At 63.7% G+C, this 16,924-nt stretch carries 11 protein-coding genes and 1 pseudogene; 7 read left to right on the forward strand and 5 right to left on the reverse strand.

Features of this window, described 5'->3' with window-relative positions:
- Window positions 1–7: 7 nt before the first annotated feature.
- Window positions 8–1,402: a sugar porter family MFS transporter gene (locus tag C8J98_RS03535; RefSeq protein ID WP_107910897.1), complete on the reverse strand. Its 1,395-nt coding sequence runs from the start codon at window positions 1,400–1,402 to the stop codon at window positions 8–10.
- 288 nt (window positions 1,403–1,690) lie between these two features.
- On the opposite strand from C8J98_RS03535, the gene C8J98_RS03540 reads away from it, so the two are divergent.
- Window positions 1,691–2,446: a helix-turn-helix domain-containing protein gene (locus tag C8J98_RS03540; RefSeq protein WP_199229788.1), complete on the forward strand. Its 756-nt coding sequence runs from the start codon at window positions 1,691–1,693 to the stop codon at window positions 2,444–2,446.
- A gap of 2 nt (window positions 2,447–2,448) precedes the next feature.
- Here C8J98_RS03540 and C8J98_RS03545 read toward each other — a convergent pair whose 3' ends face one another.
- The 3 genes from C8J98_RS03545 to C8J98_RS03555 form a co-directional block, all read right to left on the reverse strand.
- The gene (locus C8J98_RS03545; protein WP_233260092.1) at window positions 2,449–2,874 is read right to left on the reverse strand and encodes a VOC family protein; all 426 of its coding nucleotides are present in this window, start codon (window positions 2,872–2,874) and stop codon (window positions 2,449–2,451) included.
- A gap of 52 nt (window positions 2,875–2,926) precedes the next feature.
- The gene (gene pbpC / locus C8J98_RS03550; protein WP_107910900.1) at window positions 2,927–5,293 is read right to left on the reverse strand and encodes a penicillin-binding protein 1C; all 2,367 of its coding nucleotides are present in this window, start codon (window positions 5,291–5,293) and stop codon (window positions 2,927–2,929) included.
- Between the two features lie 118 nt (window positions 5,294–5,411).
- On the reverse strand, window positions 5,412–11,444 hold the full coding sequence (locus C8J98_RS03555) for an alpha-2-macroglobulin (RefSeq protein WP_107910902.1): 6,033 nt from the start codon (window positions 11,442–11,444) through the stop codon (window positions 5,412–5,414).
- Window positions 11,445–11,805: 361 nt separating this feature from the next.
- Here C8J98_RS03555 and C8J98_RS03560 point away from each other — a divergent pair, with 361 nt between their 5' ends.
- From C8J98_RS03560 to C8J98_RS03585, 6 genes and pseudogenes are all read left to right on the forward strand, one after another.
- Complete coding sequence (locus C8J98_RS03560; protein WP_107910904.1) at window positions 11,806–12,858, forward strand: HWE histidine kinase domain-containing protein; 1,053 nt, start codon at window positions 11,806–11,808, stop codon at window positions 12,856–12,858.
- A gap of 46 nt (window positions 12,859–12,904) precedes the next feature.
- Window positions 12,905–13,336 (forward strand): YciI family protein, encoded by a 432-nt coding sequence (locus C8J98_RS03565; RefSeq protein ID WP_107910906.1) that lies wholly within the window; start codon window positions 12,905–12,907, stop codon window positions 13,334–13,336.
- A gap of 24 nt (window positions 13,337–13,360) precedes the next feature.
- Window positions 13,361–13,792 carry a VOC family protein gene (locus C8J98_RS03570; protein ID WP_107910908.1) on the forward strand — a complete coding sequence of 144 codons (432 nt, stop codon included), beginning with the start codon at window positions 13,361–13,363 and terminating at the stop codon, window positions 13,790–13,792.
- Between the two features lie 13 nt (window positions 13,793–13,805).
- Complete coding sequence (locus tag C8J98_RS21985) at window positions 13,806–14,576, forward strand: YciI family protein (RefSeq protein WP_158272585.1); 771 nt, start codon at window positions 13,806–13,808, stop codon at window positions 14,574–14,576.
- A 51-nt stretch (window positions 14,577–14,627) separates the two neighbouring features.
- The gene (locus C8J98_RS03580; protein ID WP_107910910.1) at window positions 14,628–15,890 is read left to right on the forward strand and encodes an RNA polymerase sigma factor; all 1,263 of its coding nucleotides are present in this window, start codon (window positions 14,628–14,630) and stop codon (window positions 15,888–15,890) included.
- 19 nt (window positions 15,891–15,909) lie between these two features.
- A pseudogene (locus C8J98_RS03585) lies at window positions 15,910–16,281 on the forward strand (VOC family protein); the annotation flags it as partial.
- Window positions 16,282–16,435: 154 nt separating this feature from the next.
- Here the strand turns inward: C8J98_RS03585 and C8J98_RS03590 are convergent.
- The gene (locus C8J98_RS03590; RefSeq protein ID WP_158272586.1) at window positions 16,436–16,912 is read right to left on the reverse strand and encodes a T6SS immunity protein Tdi1 domain-containing protein; all 477 of its coding nucleotides are present in this window, start codon (window positions 16,910–16,912) and stop codon (window positions 16,436–16,438) included.
- Window positions 16,913–16,924: the final 12 nt, after the last annotated feature.

Below are 16,924 nucleotides of genomic sequence, written 5' to 3' on the forward strand. Positions count from 1 at the left end.
CACGTGCCTAGCGTCCGATCCTGCGCAGCGGCTTGCCACTCATCAGGTTGCTCTCGATCTGCTCCAGCGTGACGCCCTTCGTCTCCGGCACGAGCAGGAAAGTGATCACGATGAACACCGCGTTGAGTCCGCCGTAAAGCCAGAAGGTCTGCGCATTGCCGATGCCGCTGAGCAGACTGAGGAAGGTGACACCCACCACCCAATTGGTCGCCCAGTTGGTGAAGGTGGATGCGGCGATACCGAAATCGCGCCCTTTCAACGGCTGCACTTCCGAGCACAACGTCCAGATCAGCGGGCCGGCCGACATGGCGAAGCCGACGATGAAGAGCAGCAGCATGCCGACGGTGAAGAACTGCTCACCGCGCGAATGGATACCGAGGCCCATCATCGTGCCGACGACGCCAAGGCCAATCGCCATGATGGTGAAACCCGCATACAGGATGGGCTTGCGGCCCAGGCGATCGACCAGCCCGAAGGCAATGAGGGTGGCCAGTACATTGGTCAGGCCGACGGCGGCGGTAAACCACATCTGCGCGTGCGTGTCGTAGCCCATGTCCTTGAAGATGCGCGGCGCGTAGTACATCACCACATTCATGCCGGTAAATTGCTGCATCGCCTGCAGCAGCACGCCCAGTCCCACCGAACGACGGAAGTTGCCGTTCTGCGAGAACATGCTCCAGCCGTGCTGTTTCGTCTTCAACTGCTCATCGATGGCCGCGATTTCCTTCTTCACCACCGCCTCGTCGCCGCGCAGCTTCGCGAGCACCACCTGCGCGTCCTCGCGCCGGCCGCGCATCAGCAGCCAGCGCGGGCTGTCGGGAAGGAAGAAAAGGCCAATCAGGAACAGGACGCCGGGCGCGGCGATGATGCCAAGCATCCACCGCCAGTTGCCCGTCGAGCTGAATGCCGTGTCCGAGAGGAAGGCGAGCAGGATGCCGGTGGTGATCATCAACTGGTAAGTGGAGATCATCGCGCCACGAATCTTCTCCGGAGCGACTTCGGCGAGATACAACGGTGCGGTGAAGGTGGCCACGCCAATGGCGATGCCCAGCACGCAGCGTGCGACGATCAGGATGGCAGGGGACCCGGCGACCGCGCAGAACAGCGATCCGCCGATGAAAACCACACCGGCGAAGATAAGCGAACGCTTGCGTCCCAGTGTGGCGGACATCCAGCCAGCAGCCAGCGCACCGACACACGCACCCAGCATCATGGAACTGACAATCCACTCGACGACGCTGTCCGATACCTTGAAGTCGGACTGGATGAACTGGGTTGCCCCCGAGATCACGCCAATGTCCAGGCCGAACATGAGGCCAGCGAGCGCGGCGAGGATACACGTAGTGACGATAGCCGCCTTCGGGTGGGCAGTTTTTACTTGTTGTTCGACGACGGCATCCATCGGATCGGTTCCTTCACGACAAAGTAGACGCCCGGCATTGAATGCCTCGACATGTATCCGACTCGTATGCGATGTGTCGCCAGAAAGTGAGTCCGCAAGAAAGTGCGCGGATTCGGCAAGGTCGAACGGCTATCTGCGGCCATCCGGCCCGGATAGCTTGTAGCGTCATTACCGCGTCGCGATGCACGTTTTCCGACATTGCCCACCGAAAAACGCGAGCGTTGCCAAGCGTGACAAGCATTACCCTGTGTTAGCGTCAATACGTTAACCCTTACGCACGTTGCCGCCTTGGTCATACATTCTGTTAGCTCCTTAAAAGACGATCCCACGCTCACCACGCGTGACGCCGCGCGCCTGCTTGGTATTTCCGTCAGCACCGCGCAGAAATGGATCGAAAGCGGTGCGCTCGAATCCTGGAAGACGCCCGGCGGTCATCGCCGCATGCGCCAGAGCGCGGTCATTGCCCTGCTCGAAGAGCGAACGGCCATGTCGGCCGACGCCCTTCAGTCGATGCCCCAGGAGCTGCGCGCCGAACGCGCGCCGCCTTACCCGGTGCCGCACGATGAGGGGGCACGGTTGCGCATGGTGGGTCGGACAGGCTTGCTCGACACGACCGCCGACCCCGCCTTCGATCGCATCACCTGGCTCGCGGGCCTGATCACCGGTACGCCGATATCCGTTATTTCGCTGCTTACGGCGAAGCGCGTGTGGTTCAAGTCGGCACTCGGAACTGATCTTACGGAGACGCCTCGCGAGCAGGCGTTCTGCAACCACGTCATCCTCGGCGAGGACATGATGATGGTGGAAGACGCGCGCGCAGACACACGTTTCAGCGCGAACCCGCTGGTCACAGGGAGCCCGCACATTCGCTTCTACGCCGGTTGCCCCCTACGCGGTCCGGATGGCCATGCACTGGGCTCGCTATGCGTGATCGACCGCACGCCGCGCCGCCTGGACGCAGCGCAGAAAGAAGGTCTTCGCGCGCTGGCGGACATCGCCGAGGACGAGATTCGTCTGTACATGGCGGAGCACGGTCGCCGCTGAAGTCAGCCCGGCTGCGGGGCCCACGGGTCGTAACTTCCGAAGTACCAGAGATGACCTTCAGGATCGCGGGCGGAGTAACCCGCGCCGCCGTATTCCTTTTCTTCGTAATCGTCCACGATGCGCGCGCCATGGGCCTTCGCGGTCTCGTAGTGCGCGCGTACATCGCTCACGATGACGCAGGGGCATTGCGTCTCCCGACCATTGACGTCGTCGGGTTGAACCATGTGCTGGCTAAAGGGCGTGTCGTCACGTACCGAACCCAGCATGATCATGCCGCCGCCCAAGGTGAGCTGCGCATGGTCGACGACGTGCTGGTGCTCCGCATTGACGTATACCGCCTGCTTTTCGAAGCCAAAGGCGGTGCAGAGGAAATCGATCGCCTCGAGGGCACTGCGATAGCGAAGACAGGGAATGATCGTGCTGTTCATGGCGCGGCTCCTCGTCAGGAAGCCCATACATTACGCCATCCCGCGTCCGTTCTTATTCGACGGCGCCGATGCTCAGGTCGCGCGAATCCGTGCGGCCGTGATCGTCCACGACGCGGATGAGAAAACGGCCCGTCCGCTCCGGTGCCCACATCAACGGTTGGCCTGTGGCCACGCTGCCCAGGTAAGCGTCGTCGACGAACCAGTAGAGCGTGCGTGCGCCGGCGTCCGTCGTCGCCGAAAAGCCGATGCGTTCATTGCCAAGGCGCGATACGCGGATCTGATAGGTGCTTCCCTTGAGCGGTGATGTGATCTTTGGGGGATCGCCCGCCAGCTGGCCGCCCCCCTGGCAATCCGGTAACGGCGGCGGAATGCGGCGTGCCATGCCCGCCTGGGCGAACACGCGAGCGAGATCGGACGGCCAGTATTCGTATACGTCGGTCCGCGTGCGTTCTGGGTCATACGGCGGGCAGGCGGGCTTCCCGGTGTCCGTGTCGACCACGATCGGCCGATGGATATTGCTCACGCGGATCGGCGACTTCCCGGGAATGAACCAGGTGCTGCCTATCTGCGGGCACCACGCGTTCGGAAGGTCGCCACTGGCCAGGCAGATCGGCACGCGACGAAGGTTGGGAGGATTGCGGCGAATCGGCTCCGCCAGTCCCGGACGCTCGGCGCGCAGGGAATCGGCGATGCGGAAGAACAAGGGCGCCGCGGCGTCCACGCCGACGAAAGCCGGATTACCGGTACCGTCGAAATTGCCGATCCACACCACCAGGACATACGGCCCGAAGCTACCGGCTGTCCATGCGTCGCGGAAACTCCACGACGTACCGGTCTTCCAGTAAATGGGTAGCCGGGAAGTCTGGGCGGCCACCGCATCGTCCGGGCGCGGATTCTGCCGCAGCATGTCCATGACCATGAAGCTGGCTTCTTCACTGAGCATGCGCGTGCCCCGGGTACGCGGCTGGCTGGCAAGCGTGCGCAGCGGGCGGAGCTCGCCGCGATTGGCGAGCATGGCGTACAGTCCGCCCAGCTCCTGCATGGTGACTTCGCCACCGCCGAGCACCAGCGCAAGCCCGTAATGCTTTTCACTGGCCATGCGCGAGATGCCGGCGTCGTGCAGGAACTGGTAGAGACTCGGATTGGCGAGCTTCGCGGCGATCTGCACGGCCGGGATGTTGCGACTACGCACAAGGGCCTGCGTCGCCGTCACCGGCCCGAGGAAGTGGCCGTCGAAGTTCTCCGGGGTGTACGGGCCGAAGGCCGATGGCACGTCGCGCAATACCGTTTCAGGATGGAGAAGGCCCTGATCGAAGCCGAGGCCGTAGATGAAGGGTTTCAGCGTCGACCCCGGCGAACGCTTCGCCTGCGTTCCGTTGACCTGCCCATAGATCGATGAATCGAAATAGTCGGCGGATCCGACCATCGCCTTGATCCCCATGTCGCGGGTGTCGATCAGGATCGCGGCGGCATTGCGGATACCGCGGTCCCCACTGCGTTCGACGTACTGGCGAACCTGACGCTCCAGGCTGTGCTGGAGACCCAGGTCGAGCGTGGTCGTGACACGCATGTCGTCGCTACCGTCGAGCCGGCGCTCCGCAAGCACCTGCTCGACGAAGTGCGGCGCCTCGAACGGCAGGCGCGAAAGGGGGCGCAATCGCAGAGGAAGCTCGAACAACGGAGCGGCGCTCGCATCCGCGGGGTGCTTCGCGGCCCAGCGGGTAAAAAGACGGTCACGCGAGGCTTTGAGCGCCGTGTCGATCACGGCGCTGCCGTTGACGTTGCCGGGAAGTCCGCGTGAGGGGTCCTGCGGAATCACCGCCAGCGTCAGCGCTTCAGGAAGGCTGAGCCGTGCCGGCGCCTTGCCGAAGTAGGCGAGGCTGGCCGCGCCCACACCTTCCACGTTGCGCCCGTAGGGCGCGGCATTGAGGTAGGCCTCGAGAATATCGTGCTTGGAGTACTCCGCTTCCAGTTGCATCGCGCGCATCGCCTGCACAAGCTTGCCCCGGGGGCTGCGCGTGTCGAGATGCCAGATCAGCCGCGCCAGCTGCATCGTGATGGTGGAACCGCCTTGCGGACTGCCATGCCTGACGTAAGTCACCCAGGCCCCACGCACGAGGCCCCAGGCACTTACCCCGGGATGCCAGCGGAACCAGCGATCCTCGTGCAGCAGCACGCCATCGACAAGAGCGGGCGAGATGTCCTCGAGGGGAATCCAGAGGCGATAACGGTCATCGCTGGCGAGGGTAAGCCGCAGGAGACGGCCGTCGGCGTCGTAGACGGCTGTCGAGGAGGGAAACCACGCGCGTAACGGCGCGTGCGGCCAAAGGCGAATACCCACGGGCAACGCGGCAAGCAGCAGCAACGCCACGAGGGCGTTGTGCCATTTGATCCGGAAGAGGCGGTGAAGGAACTTCATCGGTGTTCTGCGGTATCGCGACGCCTTCGTGTAGGAGCCGATTCATCGGCGATTGGGTGCTGGCCCCATTCTGGCCCGCTGGCGCGGGATCGCCGATGAATCGGCTCCTACATGGTCGCTAAGGCTTGCGCTCCACGGTCATGGCGCCGCCGCCGGGAGCGCGTGCCTGCACACTCCGGTCGTAAAGCGATTCGATCAGTGCCGGCGGAATGACGAACTTGCCGGCATTGGTCGCCTTGATCCGGTAGATGAACTCCTGCACGTCGGTACTTGCCGTACCGTAGACCACGACGCGGTCCTCGCGAACGTCCGCGTACTCGGGTTTCCAGGTCGACTCCGGATTGCCGATGGGCGAACGCCAGGCAGGAGTGTTGTCGTCGGCGCCCTCGGCGGCTCCGCCGTCACCCTCACCATCCGCAGGAGCATCGACTTCATCCGACGCACCAGACGAATCCGACGTGGACTCGTCAGAAGACGGAGTCGCTTCCGCGGCATCGGCCGGTGGGGCGGTATCGAGCACCGGCTCAAAGCCACCAGGCAGCAGGTCCACGATGGCGACGTTGTGCACGTCGTGGTCGGTGGTGGAACGAACCTTCACGTGCACATCGATCTCGTCTCCCGTGTTGACCGTACCGATCGACTTGCCCTTGGTGTCCGTGTAAGTACGGACGATCTCGAGTCCGTCCTTGCGCGTATCGGCCGAAGGCTTCCGGTCGAAGCCGGTCTGTGCAACGCCATACCATGCCGTCGCATCGGCGTCGTTGACCAGACGCAGGCGCTGCGCGCCGGCGGCCCAATGGGCATCGACCAGCGAGCCCTTCACCGCGCCGATCGGGCTGACGGTACCGTTCGCTGCCACCGAGCCGATCGAGAGCTTGCTTACGTCACCGCCAGCCTGCGTGGCCCATGCGTCCAGCGCCATGATGATCATGCCGGAGGACAGCGTGTTGTAGTGACCCTTGCCGAGGGGGCGCACGAGGTTCTCGATCGTCTCCGGCGGCAAGGCCTTTGCCTGTTCCGGGAAGTGCTTTGCCAGCAGGTAGAGCACCGACGCGTCACGGATCGGCGTGTCGTAGTAGTCGCTGTAATCGTAGGTCTCATCAACCGGCTGGCGCGCGAGCAGCTTGCGCGGGCGCGCCATCAGGTCGTTGGCCAGCTTCTCCTGGTGTAGCAGCTGGTACGAGGCAGCCAGCCACGCCGCCGCGAGGTCGTCGTGCCACTGTTTCGGATAGACCTCTTCGAGACGACGCTGCAACGAGGCGAGGTCGTTCGTGGTGACGTTGCCCTGACGCGTGAGCAGATAGATCGCATAGGCACGCTCGCGCATTGCCACCAACGTATCGCCGCCGTCATCGGCGGCGATCTGGCGCAGGGCGTTATCTGCCGAAGCCAGAAGGTCGGCGGGCACGGCCACGCCATGGTCGCCGGCCTCGATGAGGTAGTGAACGGCGTAGTCGGTCGCGAAGACGTGCGTATCCGGCGTGGCCGTCCACAGGCCGAAACCACCCTGCCCGTTCTGGCGCGCACGCAGCACGTCGAACAAGGCCGCGACCGGATCGGCCGGCGGCGTGTCGTCACCGATCATCCGTGCCGGCTTGATGTCGCCGAACTCGGGACGCTTGCCAAGGATCAGGGCCGGCATCGCCGCGCTGATCACCTGCTCGGTGCAGTAGTGCGGGAAGTCGACAAGATAGGCCGCAAGCCCGCGCGCAAGCACGATCGGCACGGTCGAGAACGAGGCATCGCGCTTGGCGTATTCGTCGTGCATGTCGCGCAGTGAGGTCACGTCACCCCGCCCATGGGCATCGACATGGCCGAAGGCGAGATCCGTACGCAACGGCGAGGCCGGTCGCACGGAAAGATCCACGCTCTGCTTCGCGGACTTGCCGTTGAATCCCGCGGTGAAGGTCATGTTGCCCGAGCCCAGCTTGTCCGTGGCACGGACCCGGAAGATCGCCACGCCTTCGCGCATCTCGCCGAGGCTGAGCGTCTTCGCCGCGTCTCCGACGATCTGCAGCTGCGGGCCGAGCTTGAGGTTCACCGCGACCGGCACTTCCTTGCCGCCCAGGCCGGTGAGGTTGTTCGCCACACCCACGCTGATCTCCGCTTCGTCGCCCGGTGCGAGCGTGGTCGGCACATTGGGCGAGAGCACGAAGTCACCGCGCACCGTGGTCGCGCCCTCGAACGTGCCGATCTTCTCCGGCGAGACGCTGACCGCCATGACACGCAGCTTGCCGTTGAAGTAGTCGGGCACCTTGTAGGTCAGGTCGCGCGATCCATCGATGTCGACGATGCCGGACCAGTAGGCCACTGGCTTGTCGCGCTTGCGACGGAACGGATTGAGCTGGCGACCGATGGCGCCGTCCGCATCACCACCCGGTGCCGCCATTGTCATCAGCTTCTGGAAGTCCGGAATGATCAGGTCGAGGATCTGCGAAGTGGATACTTCCAGCATGCGCTTGCGGAAGAAGTACTGCAGCGGATCGCCCAGCTTGTAGTGCGCGACCTGGAGGATGCCCTCGTCCACGGCGAAGACCACTGCGCGCGTCGGCGTCGTGGAAGTCACGTGGAAGGTGACGGTATCGCCCGGTTTGACCAGCTGCGGCGACTCCACGGCGAGCACATTGCGCCGCGCATCCATGTTGACCGAGAACGGCACCACGCCGAACGACAGCGGGCTCATGAAGATCTCGTCCGAGGACGGATCACGCACGTACTGCACGTTGATATAGCCGTTGCCTTCGAAGTCGGCAGGCACGGTGATGTGCTGGACCGTACTGGTCGACTCGGCGTGGAACCAGGCGTGGGCGTAGACCTTGTCGCGCTCGATGGTGATCAGGCCGCTGCCCGCATACGGCGCGCGGATGGCGATGTCCACCGCCTCACCGGGTGCATAGTCTTTCTTCGACAGGGTGAGCTGCAGCTCGGCGTTGCGCTCGAGCGAGCGCGACACGTTGCCTTCGCCAGCCACCGACCAGGCGACGCGATTGACCTCCTTGCCTTCGGCATTCTTCAGTACAAGAGCGAAGTTGCCCGGCTTGTCGGTCGGCAACACGACATCGAGACCGGCCGCCGGGATGACCAGCGGCGTTTCAGACACCGTGGTCTCGCGAGCCTTGGACTCGTATTTGAAGACGCCCGAATCCTGCTTGGTCAGCACGGAGACGAAACGCGTTTCGACGATGGCCTGCTTCAGGCCCTTCAGGTCGATACGCTTTGCCGATGGATCGATGGCGACGAGGTTGACCGCACGCTTTGCATCGCGGCTCACGTAGTCGAGGTTGTCGACGGCCTTGTAGCCGACGAGCCAGTCGTTCGACGACACCATGCCCTGTGTGGCCGCGGCGACGCTGCGTCCGCCTTCGGCCTCGTAGGCCTTGGCCAGGAAGTACAGTTGGTAGGTGGCGTCGGCGTATTTGGACAGATCCAGCGCAAACTCCGCATGCCCCTTGTCGTCGGTTTTCGCGTCGGCGAGCTTCTCCTCGAAACCTTCCTTGGCGCGGCGCACGTCGTAGAAGTGATAGTCCTTGTAGCTGGGGAACGAGGGGAAGGCAGGGCGCAGGGTGAGTGAGCCCTCGACGCGTCGATCCGCCGCCGGTGTACCGAACAGGTTCTGCACGTCGACCAGTGCTTTGAGCTGCGCCGGCTTCACCCACCCTTCCGTCACGGCGGTGGAAAGCTTGGCGGAGACCTTCATGCGATCGGGCTGGAATTCCTTCACCTGTACCGTGGTGCTGCCTATCTGCGAGTACGGTTTACCGTCCTTGGCGATATACAGGTTCACCGTCCAGTTGCCGGTCGGCGAGGTTTCGGCCGTCGTATGGTCGAGCTCGGCGAAGCCGGCCGTATCCATTGATACGGTCTGCTGGCGCACGGTCGTGCCACGTGGGTCGACCACCTCGGCGATCAGTGGCATGCCAGCGACGCTGCGCGTCCAGCTGTTCGCGCGCACGATCATGCCGATGTGGAAGAGATCGCCGGGACGGTAGATGCCGCGATCGGAGAACAGGTAACCGGATAGCTGGCCCTGGCTGTGCGCGTTGGGCTCGCCGCCGATGTCGAAGCGGGAGAAGTCCAGCGTGCGGTCATACGAGGTCACGGGCAGGAAGGAGAGATCCTCCCCCTGGCGCACCACGTACATGGCCGGGGTTTTCTCCTGCGTGAAGCCCTTGAGGTTGGCAAAGTGCGCACGTCCGTCAGCAGCGGTGTTCTGGGTGAATAGCGTGCTGCCATTCTTCGCGATCACCGTGACGGAGGCACCCGACACCGGCGACCCGGTGCGGATGGACTGGACGAAGATGTCCTGGCTGCCATCCATCGACTTCTTCGCGATCACGCCCAGATCGGTGATCACGACGAGCCGCTCGTCCTTCGGCCAGTCGTACGGTGCGTGGCCGCCGTCGTCATCATCCTTTTCCGCTTCGGCCACCATGGCGTCGACGTCGGAGCCCGCGTCACTGGCCGCGGCTTCACGTGCGGCCTTGACCCGGCGCTCGCGCGCTTCCTGCTCGGCCTGCTGGTCGTAGCCCGAGAGCTTGAGCAGGAAGACACCCCGCTTGCCTGCCGCCAGGTATTGGCCAAGATCGAAGCCTTCGTAATGCGCCTTCCCCGGACCTTCGTCCGGGAAGGAGACGTTCTTCACGAAGCGGTCGACGATATGGTCCGGCGTGAAACCGTACATCTCGGGCTTGGTGTAAGTGCCGGAGTTGAGCGAAACCAGATGCTGTAACTGGTCAGGCAGCACCCGGCCGACCTCGACGTGCATGCCCGGCATGTTCCGGGAGACGACGGAAATTCGCTTGTCGCCGCTCAGCGAGAGCAGGGAGCCGTCCGCCATGAAGCGAAGCAGGCGGGGGTAGCTGGGCACCGTGAGGATATCGACGCGCGGTTTGGCCATCACATAACCGCCGAACGAGGTCATCCCCTTGTCCACGCGCACGTAGATGCGCCGACCCGGTTCGGCGTGGTAACGGAAACTCTGCGCGGCCGACCAGTCGTTTTCGGTCGGCACCACTTCCGGTTTTAGCGGCGTGAAGGAGCGAAGATCGCTTTCACTGATTTCGCTGGCCGACCACGCGTGCTGCGTGTCTTTTGGAATGGCCCAGGCGTGGAGGTGCTTGGTCAACTCGGCATCGCTGACCGGGCCACCGAAGGTCATGACGACGACCTGCTCCGGCTCGAAGCGCGCGTTGTCGACCAGGGTAGGTGAGACTTCGTCGAGCGTGAGGCTGTACAGGCCGGGCACGCGCACCGCGGTCTCCAGCGCCTTCTCCGTGCCATCGCCACCACGGCTGCTGCGCACGCCGTCGTTGAGCTTGAGCCCTACCGAGCCATCATCACGGGGGAGCTGGAGTGGCTGGGAATGCACGAACGCGTTGAGGTGGTGTTCGTCGTAGGTGACGCTGAACTTGAGCTCCGCGCCATGTTTTTCGTTGCGATTGCGCAGGTCGAGCGCGAGGTGCTTCTCCAGTTGGGCTGCGTCCACGGGGTAGTTGAAGCCCAGCTGGATGATGGTCTTCTTCTTGGTCGGGTCCTGCGGGTCCTGGTAGAACTCGCCATTGACCACGCGCGCCGTGAAGGGCGCCGTGGCGACGTCGAAGTGGTCATCCGCCAGGAGCACGTGAGGCGCAAAGACTTTGGCCTTGTCGAAGCGAACCTCGATCTTCCGGCCCACCGGCCAGTCGGCCGCTGGAACGAACCGCAGCGTGCGATCGTTCTCCCAGGTCCATTGGCCCGCGAGTTTCGGGTCCATGGCGATGCCATCGGTAACCGGTTTGCCCAGCGACTCCAGCCTGGCGGCCGACGCGGAAAAGGTGACCGTGAGGGGATGGATGGTCACCGGCGCGTGGTCGTAGTCGCTGATGTCCGGCGCCGGCGCCTCGAAGGTGATCCGGTTCGGTTCCACCGGTTTCGGGCGGCTCTCCCACCAGTGCCAGCCGAACCAGCCGGCGGCCGCAAAGATGAGCACGCCGGCGATGGTGCCCGTGAACTTCAGGGGATGCTGGCGAGCGGCCCGCCCGGTCGCCGGCACCCAGGCGGGCGCGGACCAGGACATATTGCCGAAGACGGGGCGCAGGGCCGTGCTAAGCAGCCAGAGCAGGCCGCGCAGCAGGCGGACGGGTAACGATGCGATGAAACGAAGCAGATCCATGTTCCCTTCCGATCCTTTGATTCGTATGACGGCGTGATGCCGTGCCTGCGAATACGTCAACGCCGGCCACGCGCCCAGGGCGGTGTTCCGGCAGCCTTCCTACGTATCCCCAAGGTGATGCTGCGCCCGACCCCTGTCGTGACAGCGTCCGGATTCTGACATAGCGCCGCCATGCTTCGGGAGATTTCGGGGCGCTTGTGCGTGAAGCTGGTTTGCAATGCATTCGCAATAGAACAAATCGGAAATCACTTACGCATTTCACGTCACGTGATCGGTCTCACGCCTCCGCGCTCGAAGCGTTCAACGGACGCATCACTTGCGATATCGTTGGCCGGCACGGGGACGAGCGAAGGGGAAATGGATGTACCACGAGGCCAAGAGTCCTTATGAACGAGCCCTCTCAGCCAGCGACCGCGAGTTTCGCGAACTGGCCGATTTTGCGCCCGTCATGATCTGGCGTTCCGGTATGGACCAGCTCTGCGACTGGTTCAACTTACCCTGGCTAGCCTATACCGGGCGCCCGATGATCGACGAAGTCGGCAAGGGTTGGGCCGAAGGTGTCCACCCCGAGGATCTGCAACGCTGCCTGTCCACGTACGCGGGCGCCTTCCAGGCTCGCGAGCCCTTCTCGATGGAGTACCGACTCCGCCGCCATGACGGCATGTACCGCTGGCTACTCGATAACGGCAAGCCTTTTTATCGCGACGATAGCTTCGCCGGCTATTGGGGTAGCTGCATCGATGTTACGGCTCATCGGGATGCGCAACAGGCGCAACGTATCCTGGTCAACGAACTGAGCCATCGGGTGAAGAATACGCTGGCCGTGGTCCAGGCCATGGCTACGCAGAGCTTCGACACCGACCGACCGGTCGCCGAATCGCTGGAAGCGTTCGAAAGTCGACTCCGGGCCCTCTCCGGTGCACATGACCTGCTGGTGACCCGTGCCTGGGAGGAGGTGGCGTTACGCGGCGTCCTGGAAACCACCATCGCCCCCCACGATCCGGGCCACTCGCGCATCGCCATCGGCGGCCCCCCGCTCATGCTGGCGTCGGCCCCCTCGGTGGCAGTCGCCATGGCGGTGCACGAGCTACTGACCAATGCCGCCAAATACGGGGCGCTGTCGACCTCGTCGGGAAGGGTGGACCTGTGCTGGCGGTTCGATGCCGCTTCGCAGCGGGCGCACATGACCTGGAAGGAAACCGGCGGGCCACCCGTGGCGCCGCCTGCCCGTCGCGGTTTCGGTATCCGGTTCATCGAGCGGGTGCTGGCCAGCCAGGCCGGCGGCGTGGCGACGGTCGCCTTCGAGGCGGACGGCATGCGTTGCAGTTTTGAAACACCCGCGCGCTCGTGGGCACATCCCGCTGAAATATATTCGTACACCGATGTCGATTCGCTGGGGGCACAATCGACGTAGTCATGAAAGCCGGGGAGTGACCCGGCTATGGCAACGGAGAAGGCACATGCGTTTCATGGTGATCCTCAAGGCGACGAAGGCCTCTGAAGCTGGCGAAATGCCCAGCGAGGCCTTGATGACGGCGATGATCAGGTTCAACGAGGAACTGGTGAATGCAGGTGTGCTTCTCGCCGCCGACGGGTTGCGCCCGAGCAGCGACGGCGCACGTATCCGCTTCAACGGCGACCGGCGTGACGTCACCGATGGACCGTTCGCGGAAACCCGTGAACTGGTCGCCGGCTACTGGCTGATCCAGGTTCGCTCGCTCGACGAGGCCATCGAGTGGATGAAGCGCGCCCCGAATCCGATGGAAGGAGACACCTCGGAAATTGAGATTCGTCGCATGTTCGAGATGGACGATTTCGGCGAAGAATCGTTGACCCCCGAAGCCCGCGCAACGGTAGAACGCATGCACGCGGAAGTCGCTTCGAAGTCCTGACCCCTCCTCCAAAGGAACACCGCCATGACCGTTACCCCTTACCTCAGTTTCAACGGCAACTGCGAGGAAGCCTTCGAGTTCTATGCGAAGGTGCTCGGCGCGAAGATCCTCATGATGGGCCGCTACAAGGAGATGCCGCCGCAACCCGGGCAGCCGGCCTTGCCGAAGGAATCTGAAGAAAAGATCATGCATGCCCGGTTGCAGATTGGTAACCAGTGGTTGATGGCCTCGGACTGCCCACCCCATATGCCGTTCCCGGGCATGCACGGTGTCTCGATCGCCCTGGGCTTCGATGAGGCCGCGGAAGCAGATCGCGTATTCGCCGCGTTGTCCGCGGGCGGCAGCGTTCATATGCCGATCGCCGAAACGTTCTGGGCCGAACGCTTCGGCATGTTCACCGACAAGTTCGGCACCAGCTGGATGATCAACGGCGCCGAGAAGCGTCCCAACCCGTAACCGGAGGAAAGGCATGCGCTTCCTGATCGTACGTAAGGCTGACACCGATAGCGAAGCCGGAGCGTCACCCAGCCGCGAGCTGGTCGATGCCATGGCCGAGCATCTCGATACGCTGGCGGCTGACGGGCGCTTCCTGGCCGGAGAGGGCCTCAAGCCCAGCCGCGACGGCGTCCGCATTCATTTCGCCGATGGTCGCCGGCCTGTCGTGGTGGATGGGCCCTTCGCCGAGACCAGGGAGCTGGTGGCGGGCTTCAGCATCATCGAGGCCGATTCGATGGAGCAGGCCGTCGCCTGGGTATCGGGCTGGCCGGCAGAGGACGCCCACGGCGCGGCCGAGGTCGAAGTACGGCCCATCGGTTGCCCGGGCGGGTTATCCGGCTTCGGTGACCCGGCCGAAGGCGACTCGGAGTTGCCGCGCTACATCGTGATGCTCAAGGCCAACGAGCGCAGCGAAACGGACTTCGATCCGGGTCCGGAAATCCTCGGCAAGATGATGGAAGCGAACAAGGCTGGTCACGAGGCCGGTTTCCTCATCGCCGGTTTCGGTCTGTCATCGAGCCGGCACGCGAAGCGGGTTCGTTTTGGCAAGGGCCGTGCCACCGTGTTCGACGGACCCTTCGCCGAGATAAAGGAAATGGTCGCGGGATTCTGGGTACTGCGCGTGGCCTCGATCGACGAGGTCATTGCATGGACGCAGACCTATCCCTTCCCCGACGGCGAAGACGCCCGCCTGGAGATCCGGCCGCTGTATGCCATGCGTGAGTTGCTCGCCACGCTCAGCTGATGCCGCAGCGCGCCTTGCCTCTCATCACGGCGGATGCTTTGATCCGCCGTGATGACTACCCGTGATGCCCACCGCACGATCGATGCGATCTGGAAGATCGAATCCCCGCGGCTGATCGCGACGATCGCCCGCATGGTTCGCGATGTCGGATTGGCTGAAGAGCTGGCCCAGGATGCCCTGGTCGTTGCGCTCGAACAGTGGCCGACCGCTGGCGTGCCTGACAATCCGGGCGCGTGGCTGACGCAAACGGCAAAGCATCGTGCGATCGATCGCATCCGCCGTGAGCGCATGGCCGGACGCAAGCTGGAAGCGCTGGGCAAGGACATGGAAGGCATGCTCGAATCGGCCGATGACGCGCTGATCGACGCCCTGGACGATGATATCGGCGACGACATGCTGCGGCTGATCTTCACGGCCTGCCATCCGGTGCTTTCCATCGAGGCCCAGGTAGCCCTTACGCTACGCCTGCTCGGTGGCCTGACCACGGATGAGATCGCGCGCGCCTTCCTGGTTCCCGAAGCCACTGTCGCGCAACGGATCGTGCGCGCCAAGCGCAGCCTTGCCGATGCGGCGGTAGCTTACGAAGTTCCGCGGGGCGATGAGCTCAAGGAGCGACTTGCCTCAGTACTTCGCGTGGTCTATCTCGTATTCAACGAGGGCTACGCGGCGACCACCGGCGGCGACTGGATGCGCCCGACCCTTTGCGCCGAGGCACAGCGCCTGGGCCGCGTGTTGGCCGGATTGATGCCGAACGAAGCGGAGGTGCACGGACTGGTTGCACTCATGGAAATCCATGCATCACGGACGAGTGCGCGGACGCGCCCCGATGGTGAACCCGTCCTCCTGCTCGAACAGGATCGTGGCCGCTGGGATCGACTCCTGATCGGTCTGGGGCTGAAGGCACTGGAGCGCGCCGAACGACTGGGTGGCGCGAAAGGGCCGTACGCTTTGCAGGCCGCCATCGCTGCCTGCCATGCGCGTGCCGCGCGCGCCGAAGATACCGACTGGGCGCGTATCGCCGCGCTCTACGCCGCCCTGGTCGACGTCGTACCGTCGCCCGTCGTCGAACTCAACCGTGCTGTCGCGGTGTCGATGGCGGAGGGACCTGATGTGGCACTGGATATCGTCGAGTCGCTTGTGGACGAACCTTCGATGAAGGACTACCACCTGCTGCCCAGCGTGCAGGGCGACCTGCTGTTTCGCCTCGGACGTTACGCAGCGGCACGCGAGGCCTTTCTGCGTGCCGCCGGCATGACGCGCAACGAGCGTGAGCGTACGCTCCTCGAAGCGCGCGCGGCTGCATGCATCGAATGAGTGGCGTATTGTCTGGCGGATGAAAATCGACCGCCTGGATCATCTCGTTCTTACCGTTACCGACATCGATGTGACGGTCGCCTTCTACACCCGCGTGCTCGGTTTCGACGTGGTCACCTTCGGCGAAGGCCGCAAGGCACTGACCTTTGGCCGGCAGAAGCTCAATCTTCACCAGCTTGGCAAGGAATTCGAACCCAAGGCAGAAACACCAACGCCCGGGGCGATTGATCTTTGTCTCATTGCAAGCACGCCGCTCGACGAAGTGATGGGTGAACTCCAGGCCTTGGGCATCGCCATCGAAGAAGGCCCTGTCGAGCGTACCGGCGCGACTGGGCCGATACGCTCCGTTTACCTGCGTGATCCGGACCAGAACTTGATAGAAATCTCAAACTACCCTGCTCGCGACCAGAGCGAATTCCTGACACGCGGCATCGCCTCGCGTGACGATGCTGCTCGCACGGGCGTCTACCACAGCGCCGCCGACGTGCATAACGACATTACGGAGCGTCTGGAACATCTTCGAACGGATCAAGACACGCCTTGAGTCAGTGCTTTACCTCGAAGTCGACATCCGCGCCATCAGGGAGATCGTCGAGCTGCTGCAGGATCGAACCGGTGAGTTCGAAGTGTTCCTTCGCAGGAACCGGGTTCAGGTTCTCCACCGTGTACTCGCCTTCGACGAAGATCGGCAACGTGACATAGCTGTAGCACTCGCCTTCCGCGCGTGTCTTGCCGGCTTCGAGCAACGCTTCGATGAGCCCCGGAAGGAGCCAGTCGTCAGCGGCTTCCTCGCGAAGCAGGTTGTTGAACTCCGGCACGTTGTCCGCGACGCGCTCGACTTCGGCCGTGCCGGTGTTCAGCCAGAAGATGCCGCCGGCATCAGCTTCGAAGAACATGTCGCCCAGCGCCGTGAACAGCAGCGGGGTGAACGCGTCACCGATGAGCCAGTTCCAGGATTCGGCGAGCGCATCGATCGCTTCCTTGTCCGGCGTGCAGATGAGATCGTTCCAGGTGAGCGCCATGGGGCTGGCCTT

It is taken from the genome of Luteibacter sp. OK325 (assembly GCF_003050935.1).
Classification (GTDB): domain Bacteria; phylum Pseudomonadota; class Gammaproteobacteria; order Xanthomonadales; family Rhodanobacteraceae; genus Luteibacter.